Below are 15027 nucleotides of genomic sequence, written 5' to 3'. Positions count from 1 at the left end.
GCTTCCATGCTAGCACGCTGTTTACTGAATTAAGGATATCTTATGACTCCCCAATCAAGTTTGTTAATCCGTCGCGCTCGCATTCTTTTGCCCAATGGTGAGTTTTTGGTAGGAGATGTGCAAATCTGCGATCGCAAAATTGTCAAGGTTGCTGCTGAAATTGTCGAATCTGGCGATCGAGAAATAGATGGGATCGGCTTAACTCTGTTACCCGGAGTAATTGATCCCCAGGTACACTTCCGCGAACCGGGTTTAGAACACAAGGAAGACTTATTTACCGCTAGCTCTGCTTGCGCTAAAGGCGGCGTGACCTCGTTTTTGGAAATGCCGAATACGCGACCGCTGACCACAACCCAAGCTGCCTTAGATGATAAACTAAGTCGCGCTGCCGAGAAGTGTTTGGTGAATTACGGCTTTTTTATTGGTGCAACGCCTGAGAATTTGCCGGATTTGTTGAACGCGAATCCGACTCCGGGAATTAAGGTGTTTATGGGTTCGATGCACGGGCAGTTGTTGGTCGATGGAGAAGCAACTTTAGAGGCGATTTTTGCTGCAGGCGATCGACTAATTGCCGTGCACGCAGAAGACCAAGCTAGAATCAACCAGAGGCGTCAGGAATTTGCCGGGATTTCCGATGTTGCCGTGCACTCGCAAATTCAAGACAATCAAGCAGCTTTATTGGCCACTCAACTAGCAGTAAAACTTTCTAATAAATATCAGAGGCGACTGCACATTCTGCACCTTTCAACGGGGGATGAAGCTGAGTTTTTGCGCCACGAAAAACCGAGTTGGGTAACAGCAGAAGTTACGCCGCAGCATTTGTTGTTAAATACCAGCGCCTATCAAAAAATTGGCAGTTTAGCTCTGATGAATCCGCCTTTGCGCGAGCCCCGCGATAACGAAATACTTTGGCAAGCTTTACTCGACGGCGTAATTGATTTTATCGCCACCGACCACGCGCCGCATACATTAGCAGAAAAAGCTCAAGATTATCCGAATACGCCGTCTGGAATGCCGGGAGTCGAAACTTCTTTGCCTTTGATGCTGACGCAAGCAGTAGAAGGAAGATGTACAGTGGCGCAAGTTTCTCATTGGATGTCGGCGGCAGTTGCTAAGGCTTATAAGATTCCAAACAAAGGGGCGATCGCTCCGGGTTTTGATGCAGATTTAGTCTTAGTTGATTTGGAGAAATACCGCCCGGTGGTCGGCGCAGAGATGGCGAGCAAGTGCGGCTGGAGTTCCTTTGAAGGATGGAATTTGACTGGATGGCCAGTTGTGACTGTTGTGGGAGGAAAAGTTGTTTTTGAGAATGGTAAATTGGATACAAATGTGAGGGGAGAAGCCTTGACATTTGACGCTGAGTAAGCATGACTTTAACTCAATTGTTATAATTGGGTATTCCTGCATCGCAAAGGCGATATTACCCATGCTTCTCCAAGAACTAGAAACACAACTCCTGGCCTTAACTCCCAACGAAAAAGCCGAAGCCATCCGGCTTTTAACCCAAAGTTTAAACAATAGCTGGCCAGGAATTACCAAAACTCCCGACGTGTGTGGCGGCGATGCTTGCATTGCCAAAACTCGCATCCCAGTTTGGCTGCTTGAAAGTTTTCGCCATGAAGGTTCAAGCGATGCTGAACTTCTACAATTTTATCCCCATCTGGGCGCGGCCGATCTAGTCAATGTTTGGACTTATGCTGATGCACATCTGGAGGAAATCGAAGAAGCAATCTGCAAGAATGAGGAAGCCTGAGTCATGCTGAATTTGTATGTTCTGTCTGCAATACCGACTTGCCCCATCTTTGGAATTGCGACAATTTTTGAGCCTAACTCAAAAAAATTTTGCTAAAATAACTGTATATTCTCCTATTGCAAAGGCGATATTAACCATGCTCCTCAAAGAACTAGAAACACAACTCCTGGCCTTAACTCCCACTGATAAAGCTGAAGTCCTACGGCTCGTAACTCAAAGTTTAAACAATAGCTGGCCGGGAATTACCAAAACTCCGAACCTGTGTGGGGGCGATGCTTGTATCGCCAAAACTAGACTTCCCGTTTGGCTGTTCGTGAGTTTGCGCCGTCAAGGTTCAACCGATGCCGAAATTCTACAATTTTACCCCTATTTAAATGCTGCAAACTTAGTAAATGTGTGGACTTATGCTGAGGCTAACTCAGAAGAAATTGAAACAGCACTCCGAGAAGAAGCAGCAGCAATGATGCAGGAAGTATAATTTATGGCACGTCTCTATGCAGATGAACAGTTCCCGTTTCCTGTTGTGGCATTGCTGCGAAATTTGGGTCACGATGCCCTGACTATTCAAGAGGCAGGAAATGCTGGAGATGACGATCCCGAAGTATTAGCCTTTGCTGTGAATAACGATCGGGCGGTTATGACGCAAAATCGTCGGCATTTCATTCGCTTGCACACTCAACAACCCAACCATGCTGGTATTATCGTGTGTACAGACGATAAAAATCTAGAAAGGTTGGCAACACGCATCAATGATGCTATTGCTGGTGAAGAAACTTTGAGAGGCAAATTGATTCGTGTCAACCGTCCGCAGTAAGTACGCGCGACCGAAGCTATCCCGAAGGGAATCGCCCTTTCTTAACCCTGTAATGGCCAATCTAATAATGGGTCATTACTAATCAATTCAATTTGCCGCCCGTTATCTAGATAACTTAAAGAAATTTGCAAATAATTCTCTGGTTTGTACTGCAATCTTTCCCCCCATTCGATCGCCACAATTCCCAAATCCCTTTCTAATCCGTCCCAATAACTTTCTAAGTGCAAAGCCTCGGCTTCTTGGGGTTCCAATCGATACAAATCTAGATGGTACAGCGGAACTCGCCCTGCAAAATACTCGTTAATCAGGGTGAAAGTAGGACTTTCGATCGAGTCTGAGATTCCTAAACCTTCAGCGATACCTTGAACCAAGGTAGTTTTGCCAGCACCTAAATCTCCTTGTAATAAGATTACAGTGCCTGGGGGGAGCGATCGACCTAACGCAACACCAAAGTTGCGCGTAGCCTCAGAATCTGGAAGCAAAGTTTTCATTTCAGTCAGTAGTCAGTAGTCAGTAGTCAGTAGTCAGTAGTCAGTAGTCAGTAGTTAACGGTTAACGGTTAACTGTCAACTGTCAACTGTCAACTGTCAACTGTCAACTGTCAGCAGTCAACAGCTTAAATGTTCTGGGCGCGGCCGTACCAACGCAGCAACATCCCCGCCAACCTTTGAGAATTGTGGCGAATTAAACCCGTATTTTTATCTTCATCCATCACATTTGCGATGACAATTCGCCGCCCCAATTGCGTTACAGCTTCTCGATCGAGCACAACCGGATAAGAATTCTCCTGAGAATAGCGGATCAAAGCTTTTGCAGAAGGGACTTTTCCTTGAACGACTACAGCATCGAACAGCGGCCGGCCGCAAGCGCGGTCGATCGCCCGAATGTGATCCGCAACTGTATAGCCATCTGTTTCTCCTGGCTGAGTCATAATATTGCAAACATAAATGCGCGGAACTTCGCTGTTGGCGATCGCATCAGCAATTTCCGGCACCAACAAATTCGGAATAACACTCGTATAAAGACTCCCCGGCCCAATAATGATAAAATCCGCTTCCCGAAGTGCTTGGGCTACCTTCGGTAACGCCGGAGGATTAGCAGGAGTGCAGCCTATTCTGAGGATTTTTCCGTTAGCTTTTGTAATGCTGGACTCCCCCTCAATCCTCCGGCCGTCAGCCAGTTCTGCCCACAAAGAAACGTCGCTCAGAGTAGCCGGCAGCACCTCTCCCCTCACTGCTAAAACTTTAGAACTCGCGGCGATCGCCTGTTCCAAATCTCCAGCAATATCGCTCATCGCCGTCAAAAACAAATTCCCAAAACTGTGACCCATCAAACCGTCACCGGCCTGAAAGCGATATTGAAATAACTCAGTCAATAACTTTTCCTCATCTGCCAAAGCCGCCAAACAATTGCGAATGTCTCCGGGCGGCAATACCCCAATTTCCCGGCGCAGTCGCCCGGAAGACCCGCCATCATCCGCCACCGTGACAATAGCAGTGATTTTGGCGCTGTAATCCTTCAATCCCCTGAGCAAATTAGAAAGACCCGTACCGCCCCCAATTGCCACAATTTTCGGGCCGCGGTGCAAGCGGCGGTGGTTGAGGAGTCGATCGACCAATTCCTCATTCCCTTCGGGCATCAGCACTTGAGTAATAGAGTTCAAACTGCGAGTTTGCCCCCACAGAATTAACAAAATCCCGCCAGCAATGATGATCGGGCCCGACACGTAATTGGGAATAACATCCGCAATCCACGCCAAAAAATTTCTCAACAATTGCAATAAGAAGAAAATGGGAGTCATCCCAGTCCAAATTGCTAAACCCAAAGTGGCAAGTACCACGCCGCTGGCACTGATCAGCAGCCACCGTTTCACTAAAAGTCCGGGGGCTAACCACTTAAACCACTGGTGAACTCGCCCGTTCCGCAAAGAAGGGGCGTAAGGATGTCTGGATTGGGCAAAAACCTGCTTGGCTTTAGCCAAGACGCGGAGGGCTTTAGGAAGTGAACTAATTGACATGGTTAATTAGTCTTAAGGGTATTGGAACAGCTCAAGCTGACAAATTTACAATACAAGAGAGTTTTGATTCTGGCAGTCAATTTAAGTCATTAGTTATTAGTCATGAGTCATGAGTCATTAGCTAGACTGATGACTGAGGACTGACAACTTATTGATAACATCTTATGGCTGAGCCGCTAATCGAACTCAAGGGGGTAAGTAAGTCCTTCGGCCAGAACCCGATCCTCGATCGAGTCGATCTGAGGATTTATCGGGGAGAAGCCCTGGCAATTATTGGCCCTTCCGGGACGGGGAAATCTACGATTCTGCGGATAATTGCGGGTTTGTTGGCCCCGGATGCCGGTGAGGTTTTTGTTCAGGGACAGCGCAGGGTCGGATGGGTGGACGACGTGGCAGATCCGATCGGAATTGGGATGGTGTTTCAGCAAGCGGCTTTGTTTGATTCGCTGACGGTGGAGGAGAATGTCGGTTTTTTACTTTACCAGCATTCTAAGCTGCCGCGCCGCCGCATTCGGGAATTGGTGCAGGAAAAGTTGGAGATGGTGGGTTTGCCGCGAATTGGCGAACGCTATCCGGCGCAGTTGTCTGGGGGAATGAGGAAGCGGGTAAGTTTTGCCCGCGCTATCATGGCGAATCCTGATAATGACAGGGATAATCCAGAGGTTTTGCTGTACGACGAACCGACGGCGGGTTTAGATCCGATCGCTTCGACGGTAATTGAAGATTTAATCCGCGAGTTGCAGGCGGCCCAAGGTGTTTGCAGCACTTATGCGATCGTCACTCACCAAGACAGTACCATCCGCCGCACTGCCGATCGCATCGTGTTTCTCTATCAAGGCAAAGTGCAGTGGGAGGGAACCGTCAATGACATTGCATCGACAGATAATTTACTGATCCGACAATTTTTTAGCGGCAGTGTTACTGGGCCAATTCAAGCGCTTGGATAGTCATTAGTCATTAGTTATTAGTCATTAGTCATTAGTCAGCAGTCATTAGTCAGCAGTCATTAGTTATTAAAGTCGAGGGTAATATGGCTACAAAAAGTTTTCAGGAATTGCGGGTTTATAAATTATCAGAACGACTAGCTGATGAAATTTGGAAAGCTGTTAACACTTGGGAGCCATTTGCCAAAAATACGATCGGCCAACAAATTGTCCGTTCAGCCGATAGCGTCGGTGCTAACATAGCAGAAGGAGTCGGACGCGGCAGCTATCAAGACAATAAACGTTTTGTCAAGATAGCTAGAGGTTCTTTATATGAAACTCAACACTGGTTGAGACGAGCTTACACTCGAAACCTTTTAACTGTTGAACAAGTCAATATATTCACAGCAATCATTAATGACTTAGCTCCTCAATTAAACTCCTACCTACAATCTATCGGATCATCCCCTAAAAATCACGAGCAATAACTAACAACTAACAACTAACAACTAACAACTAATGACTAATGACTAATGACTAATGACTAATGACTAATGACTAATGACTAATGGCTAATGACTAATGACTAATGACTAATGACTGAAGAGGTAATATGCGATCGCGAACTGTAAGAGAAGGTTCTGTCGGGTTCTTAATTTTAGTAGGAATCGGTTTATTTGGCGGCTTAGTGCTCTGGCTGCGGGGCGTGCAGCTAGGGAACCGCAGCTATAAATTCGCCGTAGAATTTGCCAGCGCCCAAGGAATGCAAATAGGTACGCCCATCAGGTATCGTGGGGTTGCAGTCGGTAAAATTACCGCCCTCCAACCTGGTTCCAACGGCGTAGACGTGACGCTGGAGATTGCCCCCGGTACTTTAGTGATTCCCCGGGATGTTACGATCGAAGCGAATAAATCGGGTTTAATTGGCGAATCGTCGATCGACATTACCCCCAACTCGATGTTGCCAGAATCCTTACTTACCGCCAATCCCGTTAGTGCCGACTGTCCCCCTGAGATTATCTGCCAAAATTCGCGCTTAAAAGGTCAAGCTGGAGTCACTATCGACGAACTAATTAAATCCACAGTCCGCCTAGCTAATTTCTACACTGACCCTGCGCTGTTCAACAATATTAAATCCCTGGCACAAAATACAGCTAACACAGCTAAAGGTGCAGCTAAACTCACTCAAGATTTATCGAATTTAACTCAAACTGCCCAAACCGAAATCAAAAATTTAAATCAATCTGTCAGGGGAGACATTGGGACATTGAATCAATCGGTTAAAACCGAAATAGCCAGTTTGAATCAATCATTAAAGGAAGAAGCCAGCAGTTTAAATCAATCATTAAAGGGAGAAGCCAGCAGTTTAAATCAATCGCTAAAAGGGGAAATATCAGCCGCCGCCGCTGATGTTTCTAAAGTAGCAGCTACGGCGGACACTTCCACAAAAGCCGTATCTGCCGCTGCGATAAATTCTGCTAATTCAGTAACTCAAGCAGCCAATCAAATTACATTGACAGCCAACCAAGTCAATTCTTTAGTAGCAACCAACCGCGGCAGTTTAGTCTCAACTCTGAATAACATCAATCAAAGCAGCCAGGAACTGCGGGTAGCTGTCAGCAGTTTGAGTCCGACAATTAATCGAATCAACCAAGGACAATTGCTGAACAATTTAGAAGTTTTATCAGCGAATGCTGCCCAAGCTTCTGGTAGTTTGCGAGATTTATCCAGCCAGGTAAACAATCCCGCCACTTTGCTATTATTGCAGCAAACTCTAGATTCTGCACGAGCTACATTTCAGAACGTGCAGAAAATTACTTCCGACGTGGATGATTTGACAGGAGATCCGGCTTTCCGCAACAACATTCGCAGGTTGTTCAACGGATTAGGAGGCTTGTTGGGTTCGACAGAACAACTGCGACAGCAAGTTAAAGTGACTCAAACATTAGCTCCCCTTTCTGAGAAAGTAAAAGCGATTACACCTGCCCGAAATCAATCAGTAGAGCCTGGATTTCCCAGCTTGCACAAACAGCAAAAATTGCCTGTTATACCTTCTCAAACTGCCAGGTCAGCAGAACCAGTGGCTCCCGAACATAACCCTTAAAACAGGGTATCATTGAATAACCGCCATTGCAAGATTCGCGACTTCCTCTAGTGAATAAGGTGGGCAATACGCACTTCGATTACAGCTAGTTAATAAGGTGCGCCTTTCGCACCCTGCCTTAAAGTTATTGTCCAAATCCTATTAACAAAAAACTCTTTCTATCGAAACAAGGAAAACCCATGACGCAAACTTTATCGAAAGCGGACGCAACCAAAAACCAGTATACTATAACTTGGGAAAAATTGCCAGATGACTTTAAATTACCCGACGATCCCGTGGAAAACATCGACCAACCACTTTTAGCCGCCGCCTTGCGAGAAGCATTGGATCTCGCAGGATTTATCCTAGCTTCAATGCTAATAGCTTCCAATTTTGGACTCTGTGCCAAAGTTAACGACAAAACAGTAGTAAAAGCCCCTGATTGGGTGTACGTTCCCTCGGTATTGCCAGCAGAACCAGGAGAAGTTCGCCGCAGTTATACGCGCAATGCTGAGGGAGAAGTACCTGCCGTAGTGATGGAATTTTTATCGGATACTGACGGTAGTGAATATTCAAATAAACCGACATATCCTTACGGAAAATGGCGATTTTATGAGCGAATTTTGCAAGTACCGATTTATGTAATTTTTGAACCGAAATCGGGAGTATTGGAAGTATACAAACTCTCGAATTCTGGAGAATACGAACTGCAAGAACCGGATGCTAATCAGCGATTCTGGATAGAATCAATGGGTTTATTTCTAGGGGTTTGGGAAGGTGAAAAATCTCAGAGAACGGGTTATTGGTTGCGCTGGTGGGATGAGAATGGCAATTTGCTGCTGTGGGGTGCGGAACGGGTGGAAGAGGAACGCCAGAGGGCCGAAGAGGAACGCCAGAGGGCCGAAGAGGAACGCCAGAGGGCCGAAGAGGAACGCCAGAGGGCCAAAGAGGAACGCCAGAGGGCCGATCGACTAATGGCATACTTGAGAAGTCAGGGTATCGATCCAGATGGCATTTGAAGCTGTGGGAGGTCGATCGACCTTTCGGCCATTAATCCAATCCCATTTTGATTGCACAATCGAGTCAGCCAGGGCGTTTTAGATTAAAAATAACCACCATTAAGGAGCGATCGACATGACTGCAACAACATTAGAAGAAAAATTAGATCGGCTTCCTGATGACTTAGCCTCAGCACTAGAAGCGGAACGTCAGCGTGATCCTGAACTCGAATCTTTGCTAGCGCGTTACCGAGCTCGGTTTGGCAAATTGCCTGAGAGTAACGGCTAAAAAGTAAGGGTGCGATCGCGCTTCATCGATCTCGCCCGCGTGTTATTGTTACCTAAATGTCCTTGACAAATCTTAGATTTTGTGTGGGAGCTATAATTGGTTTCAAATTTTAAATTGCGAAGGGCGATCGTTTTGCGATCGAACTTGGGCATTCTAGAGATTAGGTGCTTTGCGAGTGCCTGGAAAACAGCGACGTCAAGAGTTAGCAATGGAAAGTACACAGAAAAAATCTAGTGATAGTCGGGTTCATCGGAGCGATCGAATTAAGCAGATTTTTGCGTTAGTATCAATGGTTGGTTTTGGTGGTTCGGCAATTTTTGGTATGGTGAGCCTGTTCGGCAGCGGTTTGAGCAGCCAGCATCAACAAAAACCGGCGACAGCGGCAGTTTCTCAGGAATCTTTGCTGGCGGCGCAGGAACGGGGATATGAGACGGTTTTGCAGCGGGAACCGCAGAATCAGACGGCTCTGGAGGGGTTGGCAAATGTGCGGTTGCAGATGAATAATCAGGTGGGGGCGATCGAGCCTTTGGAGAAGTTAGTGAAGCTAAATCCCGACAGAGCTGATTATAAGGCGCTTTTGGCGCAGGCTAAGGGGAAGTAGGGTGAGGGGCGATCGGTTAATCAAGAATTGGCGAAATCTCAATTTTATTATCTATCCAAGGTATCAATAATGTCATCAAACAATTTATTTTCTATTATCATCCCTACACGCCAGAGACATGATACATTAAAACATTCGATTCAGAGTGTACTTAATCAAACTCATAAGGAGTTTGAACTGGTGGTTATGGACAATTTTAGTAGTGCAGAAACTGCCGAAGTTGTAGCTTCATTTAACGATCGGCGAATCAATTATTATCGCGCACCTGAAAGACTCTCCATGTCTGACAATTGGGAATTGGGGTTATCTCATGCTACAGGAGAATACATTACTGTTCTCGGAGATGATGATGCTTTAATGCCAGATTGCCTCGAAATTTGTTTAAATCTTCTCCAGGAATATGACGTGCAGACAGTGGCTTGGTCTCGGGGCACTGTATATTGGTGGCAGAGTGCGATCGTCCCTTGGCATAAGAATAAATTGTACGTTCAGTTGCAGGAGCAGGTAGCTGTAAATTTTCAAGCAAGACAAAAATTAAAGCAGTTCTATAATTTTGAAGTTTCTTATGGTGCACTCCCAATGCTCTACAATGCTTTTATTCCTAGAGCCTTAATAGAAAAAATTAAATCTGTTCATGGTAAATATTTCATGTCATCTATTCCCGATGTGTATTCGGGTGTGATTAATGCCTATTTTTTAGAAAATTACTTATATTCTTTTCGCCCTCTTTCAGTGGCTGGCAATTCTGGACATAGTACGGGAACTTCATCGTGCTACCCCAGCTTGGATGGGAAACCATTTAAAGATTTTTTAAACGATGCCAAGAAAGATACCAAGAAACTGCTGCACGAGAGTTTAGTACCATCAATCAACCCATTTATGTGCATTGCTGACGTGCAAGTTAGCACCAAAGAGTTATTTTTTCCGGAGGATGAAGAAATTAACTTTGATATTTTAACTGTCGTAAGGGCTGGTGCTTCAAGTATCAATATGGATATTGGCGAGTACGACACTCGTTTGCAAGAAATTGAAGAATTGGCTAAAAAACATAAAATTCCTCCTTCGGAGTTTAAAATTCCTGAAAGACAGACGCATCAGCCCCAAGCATATCAAGGTCCCATGTCGGACGGAAATGGCTCAATAGGTACCTGGGCGATTAATGGAGAGCAAGCGGGAATATCTAATGTGGCTCAAGCGGCGATGCTGGTATGGGGAATGTTACCTGATTTAAGCTTTTTTCGGGTTAACTATCTGTCTAAAGATCGCAGAAATGATCTCTACCAAAACCTGAACTTAAGAGAAATCAATTTAATCGTATTTCCAGACTGGAATCAGCCGGAACAGTCTTTAAATGAGGATTTAATCCAGGTAATAAGATCGATAGCAACTCACCCAGACAAAGATAAGATGACTTTGCTGGTAGACAGTAGCCAAATTTCTGATGAAGATGCTAATCTTGCTTTATCTAGTGTGGTGATGAACCTGTTAATGGAAGAGGACTTAGATGTCTCCGACGGGCCGGAAATTTCAGTGATTGGACAGTTGAGCGAAATTCAGTGGGAAACTGTGAAACCTCGCCTGCATGGTAGAATTGTGTTGCAGTCTGCTGAAAATAAAGAGGCGATCGCCAGAGTACAAGCCCAACACATTCCCACTCGTGAGTTAGACAGCTTAATTATCAGCAACTCCCGTAATGAAATCAGTTCTCCTTCTTAAGGGTATCCTGCGGTGGGCTAGCTCCAAAAAGCCTGGTCCCCGCTTGCTCATATAATTCTCTAGAAAGTGGGTGCAAAAGATTGTATTCTAAAACATTTTTCACAACTAGCAACAATAAGCCAGAATCTACCTCAGAGGATTGATCCGACTTCAGAAGCTTGATTACGCCCAAAGAATCGAGATCAGCTTCTGTATAGCTCCCCATAAGAATAGACAGGTTAATCAAATGCAATAGATTATTAATGTCTGTCGGATTGATTTCCCGTAGATGATGGCGGATTGTCCAAGTAATTCCATAGTCTCCGAATTTTCCCCGTCGCTCCGCTTCTGTTTGCAGGACTTGCATTAAATCCTTTGTCCAGAGATCGACTTGTTCGCTATCTCCTCCCCTCATCCCCATCAGCCATGTCGCCTGAGCTTCTATCTCTTGTCCGTCTAATAGCAACCCCAACCCCAAATACCAATAGTGAAACCTATTATCTGGTTCAGCTTCAATAGCCTGTTCGTAGAGATGGGCAGCTCGGCTGTAATCTCCTTGAAGTAAGTTTTGATAAGCTTGATTCTGGATAGTTTCTGCTTGAGTCAATCCTGTTTTTTGTAAAACTTCAAAAGGCGTCAAATTTTCGATCTGTGTGATTAAGGTTTCTCGATACGCTTTCAAATGCGCCCTCAGTCTTTCTTCCTGCTCCTTTCCTGCCACATAACGGGATTCTTTTGTAAACTGACCTGATTCTTTGACAAAAACCATATCAACCTGAAATAAAGCTAAGTCTGAATAACGACAAGCAAGATTGACCAGATCATAGGCTACAAAACCTTGCTCTTTCATAAAGTTTATAACACTGGCCATCTTATCAAATCTAGCTGTTACATATAAATTAACTTCTACAATTACCAACTCTGTATTTTGAAGAGTTTGAGTTGCACCTGCTAGGACATCTAGTTCTCTACCATCTACATCAACTTTGATTAAATACGGCCCTTCTAACTGGCGAGTTTGACAAATTTCATCCAGAGTAACGGCCGGGATAGTCCTTAGCTCAAAATTTTCGGAGCTAGCCTCACCATCCTCTGAGATGTAAGAGTGGATAAAGTTGCTCACATTCACTTGAAGAGGCACAAGTCCTGCCTCTGTGGAAGCAGCAGCAATTATATAGTCTGCTCTTTCAAGATGTTGACAGATTTTTTTGAGATATGGTTCGTTCTCGGCTATGGGTTCGATCAGGAGATATCTTGATTTGGGAAAAGCATAATAAATCTCAAATGTGCCTAATCCAGCACCTACGTCAATAACCGTTTCCGGTTCAAAACCCAACTGCTTTGCATTCAATAATGACCCCAACATTGAACTTCTAGGAATGTGATTATTCGTCATACTAATTTTTTCCTCTGTTATCCCTAGGGCAGCATTTAATTGCCAGCTTCTACGTAATTTCGCCACATCTGCTCGTATGCTTTCTCCATCTCTCGCGTAAATTGCTTGCCATTCCACAGTGGAGCCGTTTGTCGTGACTGCCGCAGTTTCCAGGATATATGCTGCCGCAGAGCCGCATCTTTCCCTAAACGAATTCCCCATTCTATATACTCTTCATCAGTCCAAGCAATGCCTTCGTTAATCCCAGCATTCATCATCATTGTGTAGCTGTTGCGAGCTGCAAACTGCTCTCCAACTTTTGTCACTAAAGGAACACCCATCCACAAAGTTTCTAGAGTGGTTGTAGCCCCATTATAGGGATAGGTATCCAAAACTACATCAGCGATACTAAGGTTGGCTCGGTGAACTTCTGACAAGACTACCTCTGGCAAAAATCGTAATCGATTAAAATCTATACCCTCTTCTTGTGCTAATTCATTAAAGAGTTTTTTAATTGAATCTTCCTCAGCGGCTCCTTTTATTATGAAATAACTATTAGGGACTTCACTGATAATTTTCATCTGGAGCCGTGCTGTATCAGGATGCCGTTTGTAACCTCTCTGAGCACTAAGGTATATGACCGCATCAGTAGGAATATCTAACTGCTCGCGTCGAAGTGTTGGTACCCCCACTTCAAAACCATCTACTGCTATGTAAGTTTGAGGTAAACGCCATATCTTTTCCGAATAATAATCCTGAGCTGATTCTGGTAAAACATAAGGATCGGCAATAAAATAATCAATTGTAGGTAGCCCTGATGCGTCCCATCCTAGCCATGTTATTTGCACAGGTGCAGGTTTAAGCGCTATCACTTCATAGCTAACATCTGAGGTGAGGCTGTCAAGATCAATTAGAATATCAATCTCATCTTGAGAAATTTGCTCAGCGATTTCAGTACCTACAATCCCGCACCTATATGCTTTAGACACTTGATTTACGTACCATTCTTGTAGCGGGTCCTGCATATTCCTATAATTAATTAAATAGGCATGCAGTTGAAAACGCTCGCGATCGTGGTACTTGATTAGCCATCGAGCTAGCGACCCCACCGCGTGGGTCGCGAGGCAATGAGATAAATAACCGATCTTCAAAGGTTTGGTTAAACTACTAATATTTTTGCGATGAGTAAACTGGCGCTGCCTGTATAGTTCTATCTGCTTTTTAGCAGAGTTTTGAATATTGACTTGGCATATTTGAGCTAATTGGTTACTGATTTTTCTGTAATGTTTGGGTTCATCTCGAAAGTAAGGGAAAAAGAAGGGGGTAAGAAATAGGTTATGAGCTGTAATTAAGTCCAATGAAATTGGCTGTTCAGCTATCAAGGACTCTTGGAGAAATTGCAGGCGATTAACGAATGAGACAGCTTCTTCCCAATACCCACCGGCGCTCATTAACCCCCGAAGGACTAGATGCGTCGCATAGATTTTAACTGGCAAAGATTTCGCTAATGAATATAAAATTTTAGCGGTCTTTATCCCTTCATTATATTGACCTGCATTCTGGTAAAAAACACTTAAAAGACAGATAATATCTAGATTGTTTGGATCTAAGCGTAAACACAATTCAGCAAAGTGTACTGCTTGCCTGGAGTTTTTCCACAAAGTGGCCAGTCCAAAAGCCGTTGGTATTACAGTGTTAATATATAGGTTAATATATAGTTGGGAGTCACAGACATGAGTAAGACAGGCTTCTGCCAATTCCAAGGATGATGGGTGCAAAGGATCGTATTCTAAAATGCTTTTTAACACCTGCATCAATACCTCGAAGTTTACTTCTCCAGATTCTTCTGATTTAAGAAGTTTAATCACTCCTAGAGAAGTCAGTTCCTCAGCCGTAAAATTCCCCAGCCTGACGGAAAGCTCAAGCAAGTATAACAGGTTGTTAATATTTGTGGGAGCAATCTCCCGGATGTGGTGCCGAATTGCCCAAGCAATCGAGTCCTCTTTCAAAGCCTCCCTGCGTTCTGCTTCTGTTTGCAGAACCATTATCAGCTGATCGGTCCATTGCTCAATTTGTTCTGGCTCACCCTCTGCCATGCCTAACAGCCAACTAGCTTGAGCTTCTAGCTCTTGCTCCTGCAATAATAGCATTAGCCCCAAATTCCAGTAGTGAGACTTGGTATCTGGTTCCGTAGCAATTGCTTGCTCATATAGGTTGGCAGCCAGAGTGTACTGTCCTTCAGTTAAGTATTTATGTGCTTGTTCTTCCAAAGCTGCTAAATCTGTAGATGAGGTGTTTTCTAAAAATACCACCATAAGTAAGTCTCCTTTTTTATCCTTATTGTTATGAGCTTGCCTCAAAAAAAATTATTGCAAAGAACATACCTAAACAAAATAACTATTTAGTGATAATTTGGCTACAAGAGTGGGTAGCGTTCAGAACACTACCCATTGTTGCATCAGCTGCTGATGAGGCTTGC

General features: G+C 44.5%; 15 protein-coding genes. 11 read left to right on the top strand and 4 right to left on the bottom strand.

Annotated features, from left to right (window positions below):
* The first annotated feature begins 42 nt into the window (after positions 1 to 42).
* From QUB44_RS06125 to QUB44_RS06110, 4 genes are all read left to right on the top strand, one after another.
* Positions 43 to 1365, top strand: coding sequence for a dihydroorotase (locus QUB44_RS06125; RefSeq protein WP_333364397.1), 1323 nt, complete (start codon positions 43 to 45; stop codon positions 1363 to 1365).
* A 61-nt stretch (positions 1366 to 1426) separates the two neighbouring features.
* On the top strand, positions 1427 to 1753 hold the full coding sequence (locus QUB44_RS06120; RefSeq protein ID WP_333364394.1) for a DUF433 domain-containing protein: 327 nt from the start codon (positions 1427 to 1429) through the stop codon (positions 1751 to 1753).
* A 136-nt stretch (positions 1754 to 1889) separates the two neighbouring features.
* On the top strand, positions 1890 to 2231 hold the full coding sequence (locus tag QUB44_RS06115) for a DUF433 domain-containing protein (RefSeq protein WP_333364391.1): 342 nt from the start codon (positions 1890 to 1892) through the stop codon (positions 2229 to 2231).
* A gap of 3 nt (positions 2232 to 2234) precedes the next feature.
* Positions 2235 to 2567 (top strand): DUF5615 family PIN-like protein, encoded by a 333-nt coding sequence (locus QUB44_RS06110; RefSeq protein ID WP_333364387.1) that lies wholly within the window; start codon positions 2235 to 2237, stop codon positions 2565 to 2567.
* Positions 2568 to 2608: 41 nt separating this feature from the next.
* Here QUB44_RS06110 and tsaE read toward each other — a convergent pair whose 3' ends face one another.
* Both tsaE and QUB44_RS06100 read right to left on the bottom strand, forming a co-directional pair.
* Complete coding sequence (gene tsaE, locus QUB44_RS06105; RefSeq protein ID WP_333364384.1) at positions 2609 to 3058, bottom strand: tRNA (adenosine(37)-N6)-threonylcarbamoyltransferase complex ATPase subunit type 1 TsaE; 450 nt, start codon at positions 3056 to 3058, stop codon at positions 2609 to 2611.
* 125 nt (positions 3059 to 3183) lie between these two features.
* Positions 3184 to 4584, bottom strand: a complete 1401-nt coding sequence (locus tag QUB44_RS06100; RefSeq protein WP_333364382.1) for a gluconeogenesis factor YvcK family protein — start codon at positions 4582 to 4584, stop codon at positions 3184 to 3186.
* Positions 4585 to 4748: 164 nt separating this feature from the next.
* Between QUB44_RS06100 and QUB44_RS06095 the strand changes: the two genes are divergently transcribed.
* The 7 genes from QUB44_RS06095 to QUB44_RS06065 all read left to right on the top strand — a co-directional run bounded on the left by QUB44_RS06095 (position 4749) and on the right by QUB44_RS06065 (position 11194).
* Positions 4749 to 5531, top strand: a complete 783-nt coding sequence (locus QUB44_RS06095) for an ATP-binding cassette domain-containing protein (RefSeq protein WP_333364379.1) — start codon at positions 4749 to 4751, stop codon at positions 5529 to 5531.
* An 83-nt stretch (positions 5532 to 5614) separates the two neighbouring features.
* Positions 5615 to 5995, top strand: coding sequence for a four helix bundle protein (locus QUB44_RS06090; protein WP_333364376.1), 381 nt, complete (start codon positions 5615 to 5617; stop codon positions 5993 to 5995).
* Between the two features lie 125 nt (positions 5996 to 6120).
* Positions 6121 to 7611, top strand: a complete 1491-nt coding sequence (locus QUB44_RS06085; protein ID WP_333364373.1) for an MlaD family protein — start codon at positions 6121 to 6123, stop codon at positions 7609 to 7611.
* A 179-nt stretch (positions 7612 to 7790) separates the two neighbouring features.
* Positions 7791 to 8609 (top strand): Uma2 family endonuclease, encoded by an 819-nt coding sequence (locus QUB44_RS06080; protein WP_333364370.1) that lies wholly within the window; start codon positions 7791 to 7793, stop codon positions 8607 to 8609.
* A gap of 115 nt (positions 8610 to 8724) precedes the next feature.
* Positions 8725 to 8877, top strand: coding sequence for a hypothetical protein (locus QUB44_RS06075; RefSeq protein ID WP_333364366.1), 153 nt, complete (start codon positions 8725 to 8727; stop codon positions 8875 to 8877).
* A gap of 208 nt (positions 8878 to 9085) precedes the next feature.
* Positions 9086 to 9478, top strand: coding sequence for a tetratricopeptide repeat protein (locus QUB44_RS06070; protein WP_333364363.1), 393 nt, complete (start codon positions 9086 to 9088; stop codon positions 9476 to 9478).
* A gap of 69 nt (positions 9479 to 9547) precedes the next feature.
* The gene (locus tag QUB44_RS06065; protein WP_333364562.1) at positions 9548 to 11194 is read left to right on the top strand and encodes a glycosyltransferase family 2 protein; all 1647 of its coding nucleotides are present in this window, start codon (positions 9548 to 9550) and stop codon (positions 11192 to 11194) included.
* Here QUB44_RS06065 and QUB44_RS06060 read toward each other — a convergent pair.
* A complete protein-coding gene (locus QUB44_RS06060) occupies positions 11178 to 12635 on the bottom strand; it encodes an FkbM family methyltransferase (RefSeq protein WP_333364360.1) in 1458 nt (485 codons plus the stop codon). The genes QUB44_RS06065 and QUB44_RS06060 overlap by 17 nt on opposite strands.
* The gene (locus QUB44_RS06055) at positions 12605 to 14863 is read right to left on the bottom strand and encodes an O-linked N-acetylglucosamine transferase family protein (protein ID WP_333364358.1); all 2259 of its coding nucleotides are present in this window, start codon (positions 14861 to 14863) and stop codon (positions 12605 to 12607) included. Before QUB44_RS06055 ends, QUB44_RS06060 begins: the two co-directional genes overlap by 31 nt.
* Positions 14864 to 15027: the final 164 nt, after the last annotated feature.

It is taken from the genome of Microcoleus sp. AT3-D2 (assembly GCF_036705715.1).
In the GTDB taxonomy this organism is placed as follows: domain Bacteria; phylum Cyanobacteriota; class Cyanobacteriia; order Cyanobacteriales; family Microcoleaceae; genus Microcoleus.
The sequence above is the reverse complement of the archived record's forward strand: the minus strand, read 5'-3'. Positions and strand labels throughout refer to the sequence as shown.

Coding starts and splice junctions, on each gene's coding strand:
- QUB44_RS06070 (WP_333364363.1), top strand. CDS start 9,086: ATGGAAAGTACACAGAAAAAATCTAGTGATAGTCGGGTTCATCGGAGC.
- QUB44_RS06095 (WP_333364379.1), top strand. CDS start 4,749: ATGGCTGAGCCGCTAATCGAACTCAAGGGGGTAAGTAAGTCCTTCGGC.
- QUB44_RS06100 (WP_333364382.1), bottom strand. CDS start 4,584: ATGTCAATTAGTTCACTTCCTAAAGCCCTCCGCGTCTTGGCTAAAGCC.
- QUB44_RS06115 (WP_333364391.1), top strand. CDS start 1,890: ATGCTCCTCAAAGAACTAGAAACACAACTCCTGGCCTTAACTCCCACT.
- QUB44_RS06085 (WP_333364373.1), top strand. CDS start 6,121: ATGCGATCGCGAACTGTAAGAGAAGGTTCTGTCGGGTTCTTAATTTTA.
- QUB44_RS06055 (WP_333364358.1), bottom strand. CDS start 14,863: ATGGTGGTATTTTTAGAAAACACCTCATCTACAGATTTAGCAGCTTTG.
- QUB44_RS06110 (WP_333364387.1), top strand. CDS start 2,235: ATGGCACGTCTCTATGCAGATGAACAGTTCCCGTTTCCTGTTGTGGCA.
- tsaE (WP_333364384.1), bottom strand. CDS start 3,058: ATGAAAACTTTGCTTCCAGATTCTGAGGCTACGCGCAACTTTGGTGTT.
- QUB44_RS06075 (WP_333364366.1), top strand. CDS start 8,725: ATGACTGCAACAACATTAGAAGAAAAATTAGATCGGCTTCCTGATGAC.
- QUB44_RS06080 (WP_333364370.1), top strand. CDS start 7,791: ATGACGCAAACTTTATCGAAAGCGGACGCAACCAAAAACCAGTATACT.
- QUB44_RS06065 (WP_333364562.1), top strand. CDS start 9,548: ATGTCATCAAACAATTTATTTTCTATTATCATCCCTACACGCCAGAGA.
- QUB44_RS06090 (WP_333364376.1), top strand. CDS start 5,615: ATGGCTACAAAAAGTTTTCAGGAATTGCGGGTTTATAAATTATCAGAA.
- QUB44_RS06120 (WP_333364394.1), top strand. CDS start 1,427: ATGCTTCTCCAAGAACTAGAAACACAACTCCTGGCCTTAACTCCCAAC.
- QUB44_RS06125 (WP_333364397.1), top strand. CDS start 43: ATGACTCCCCAATCAAGTTTGTTAATCCGTCGCGCTCGCATTCTTTTG.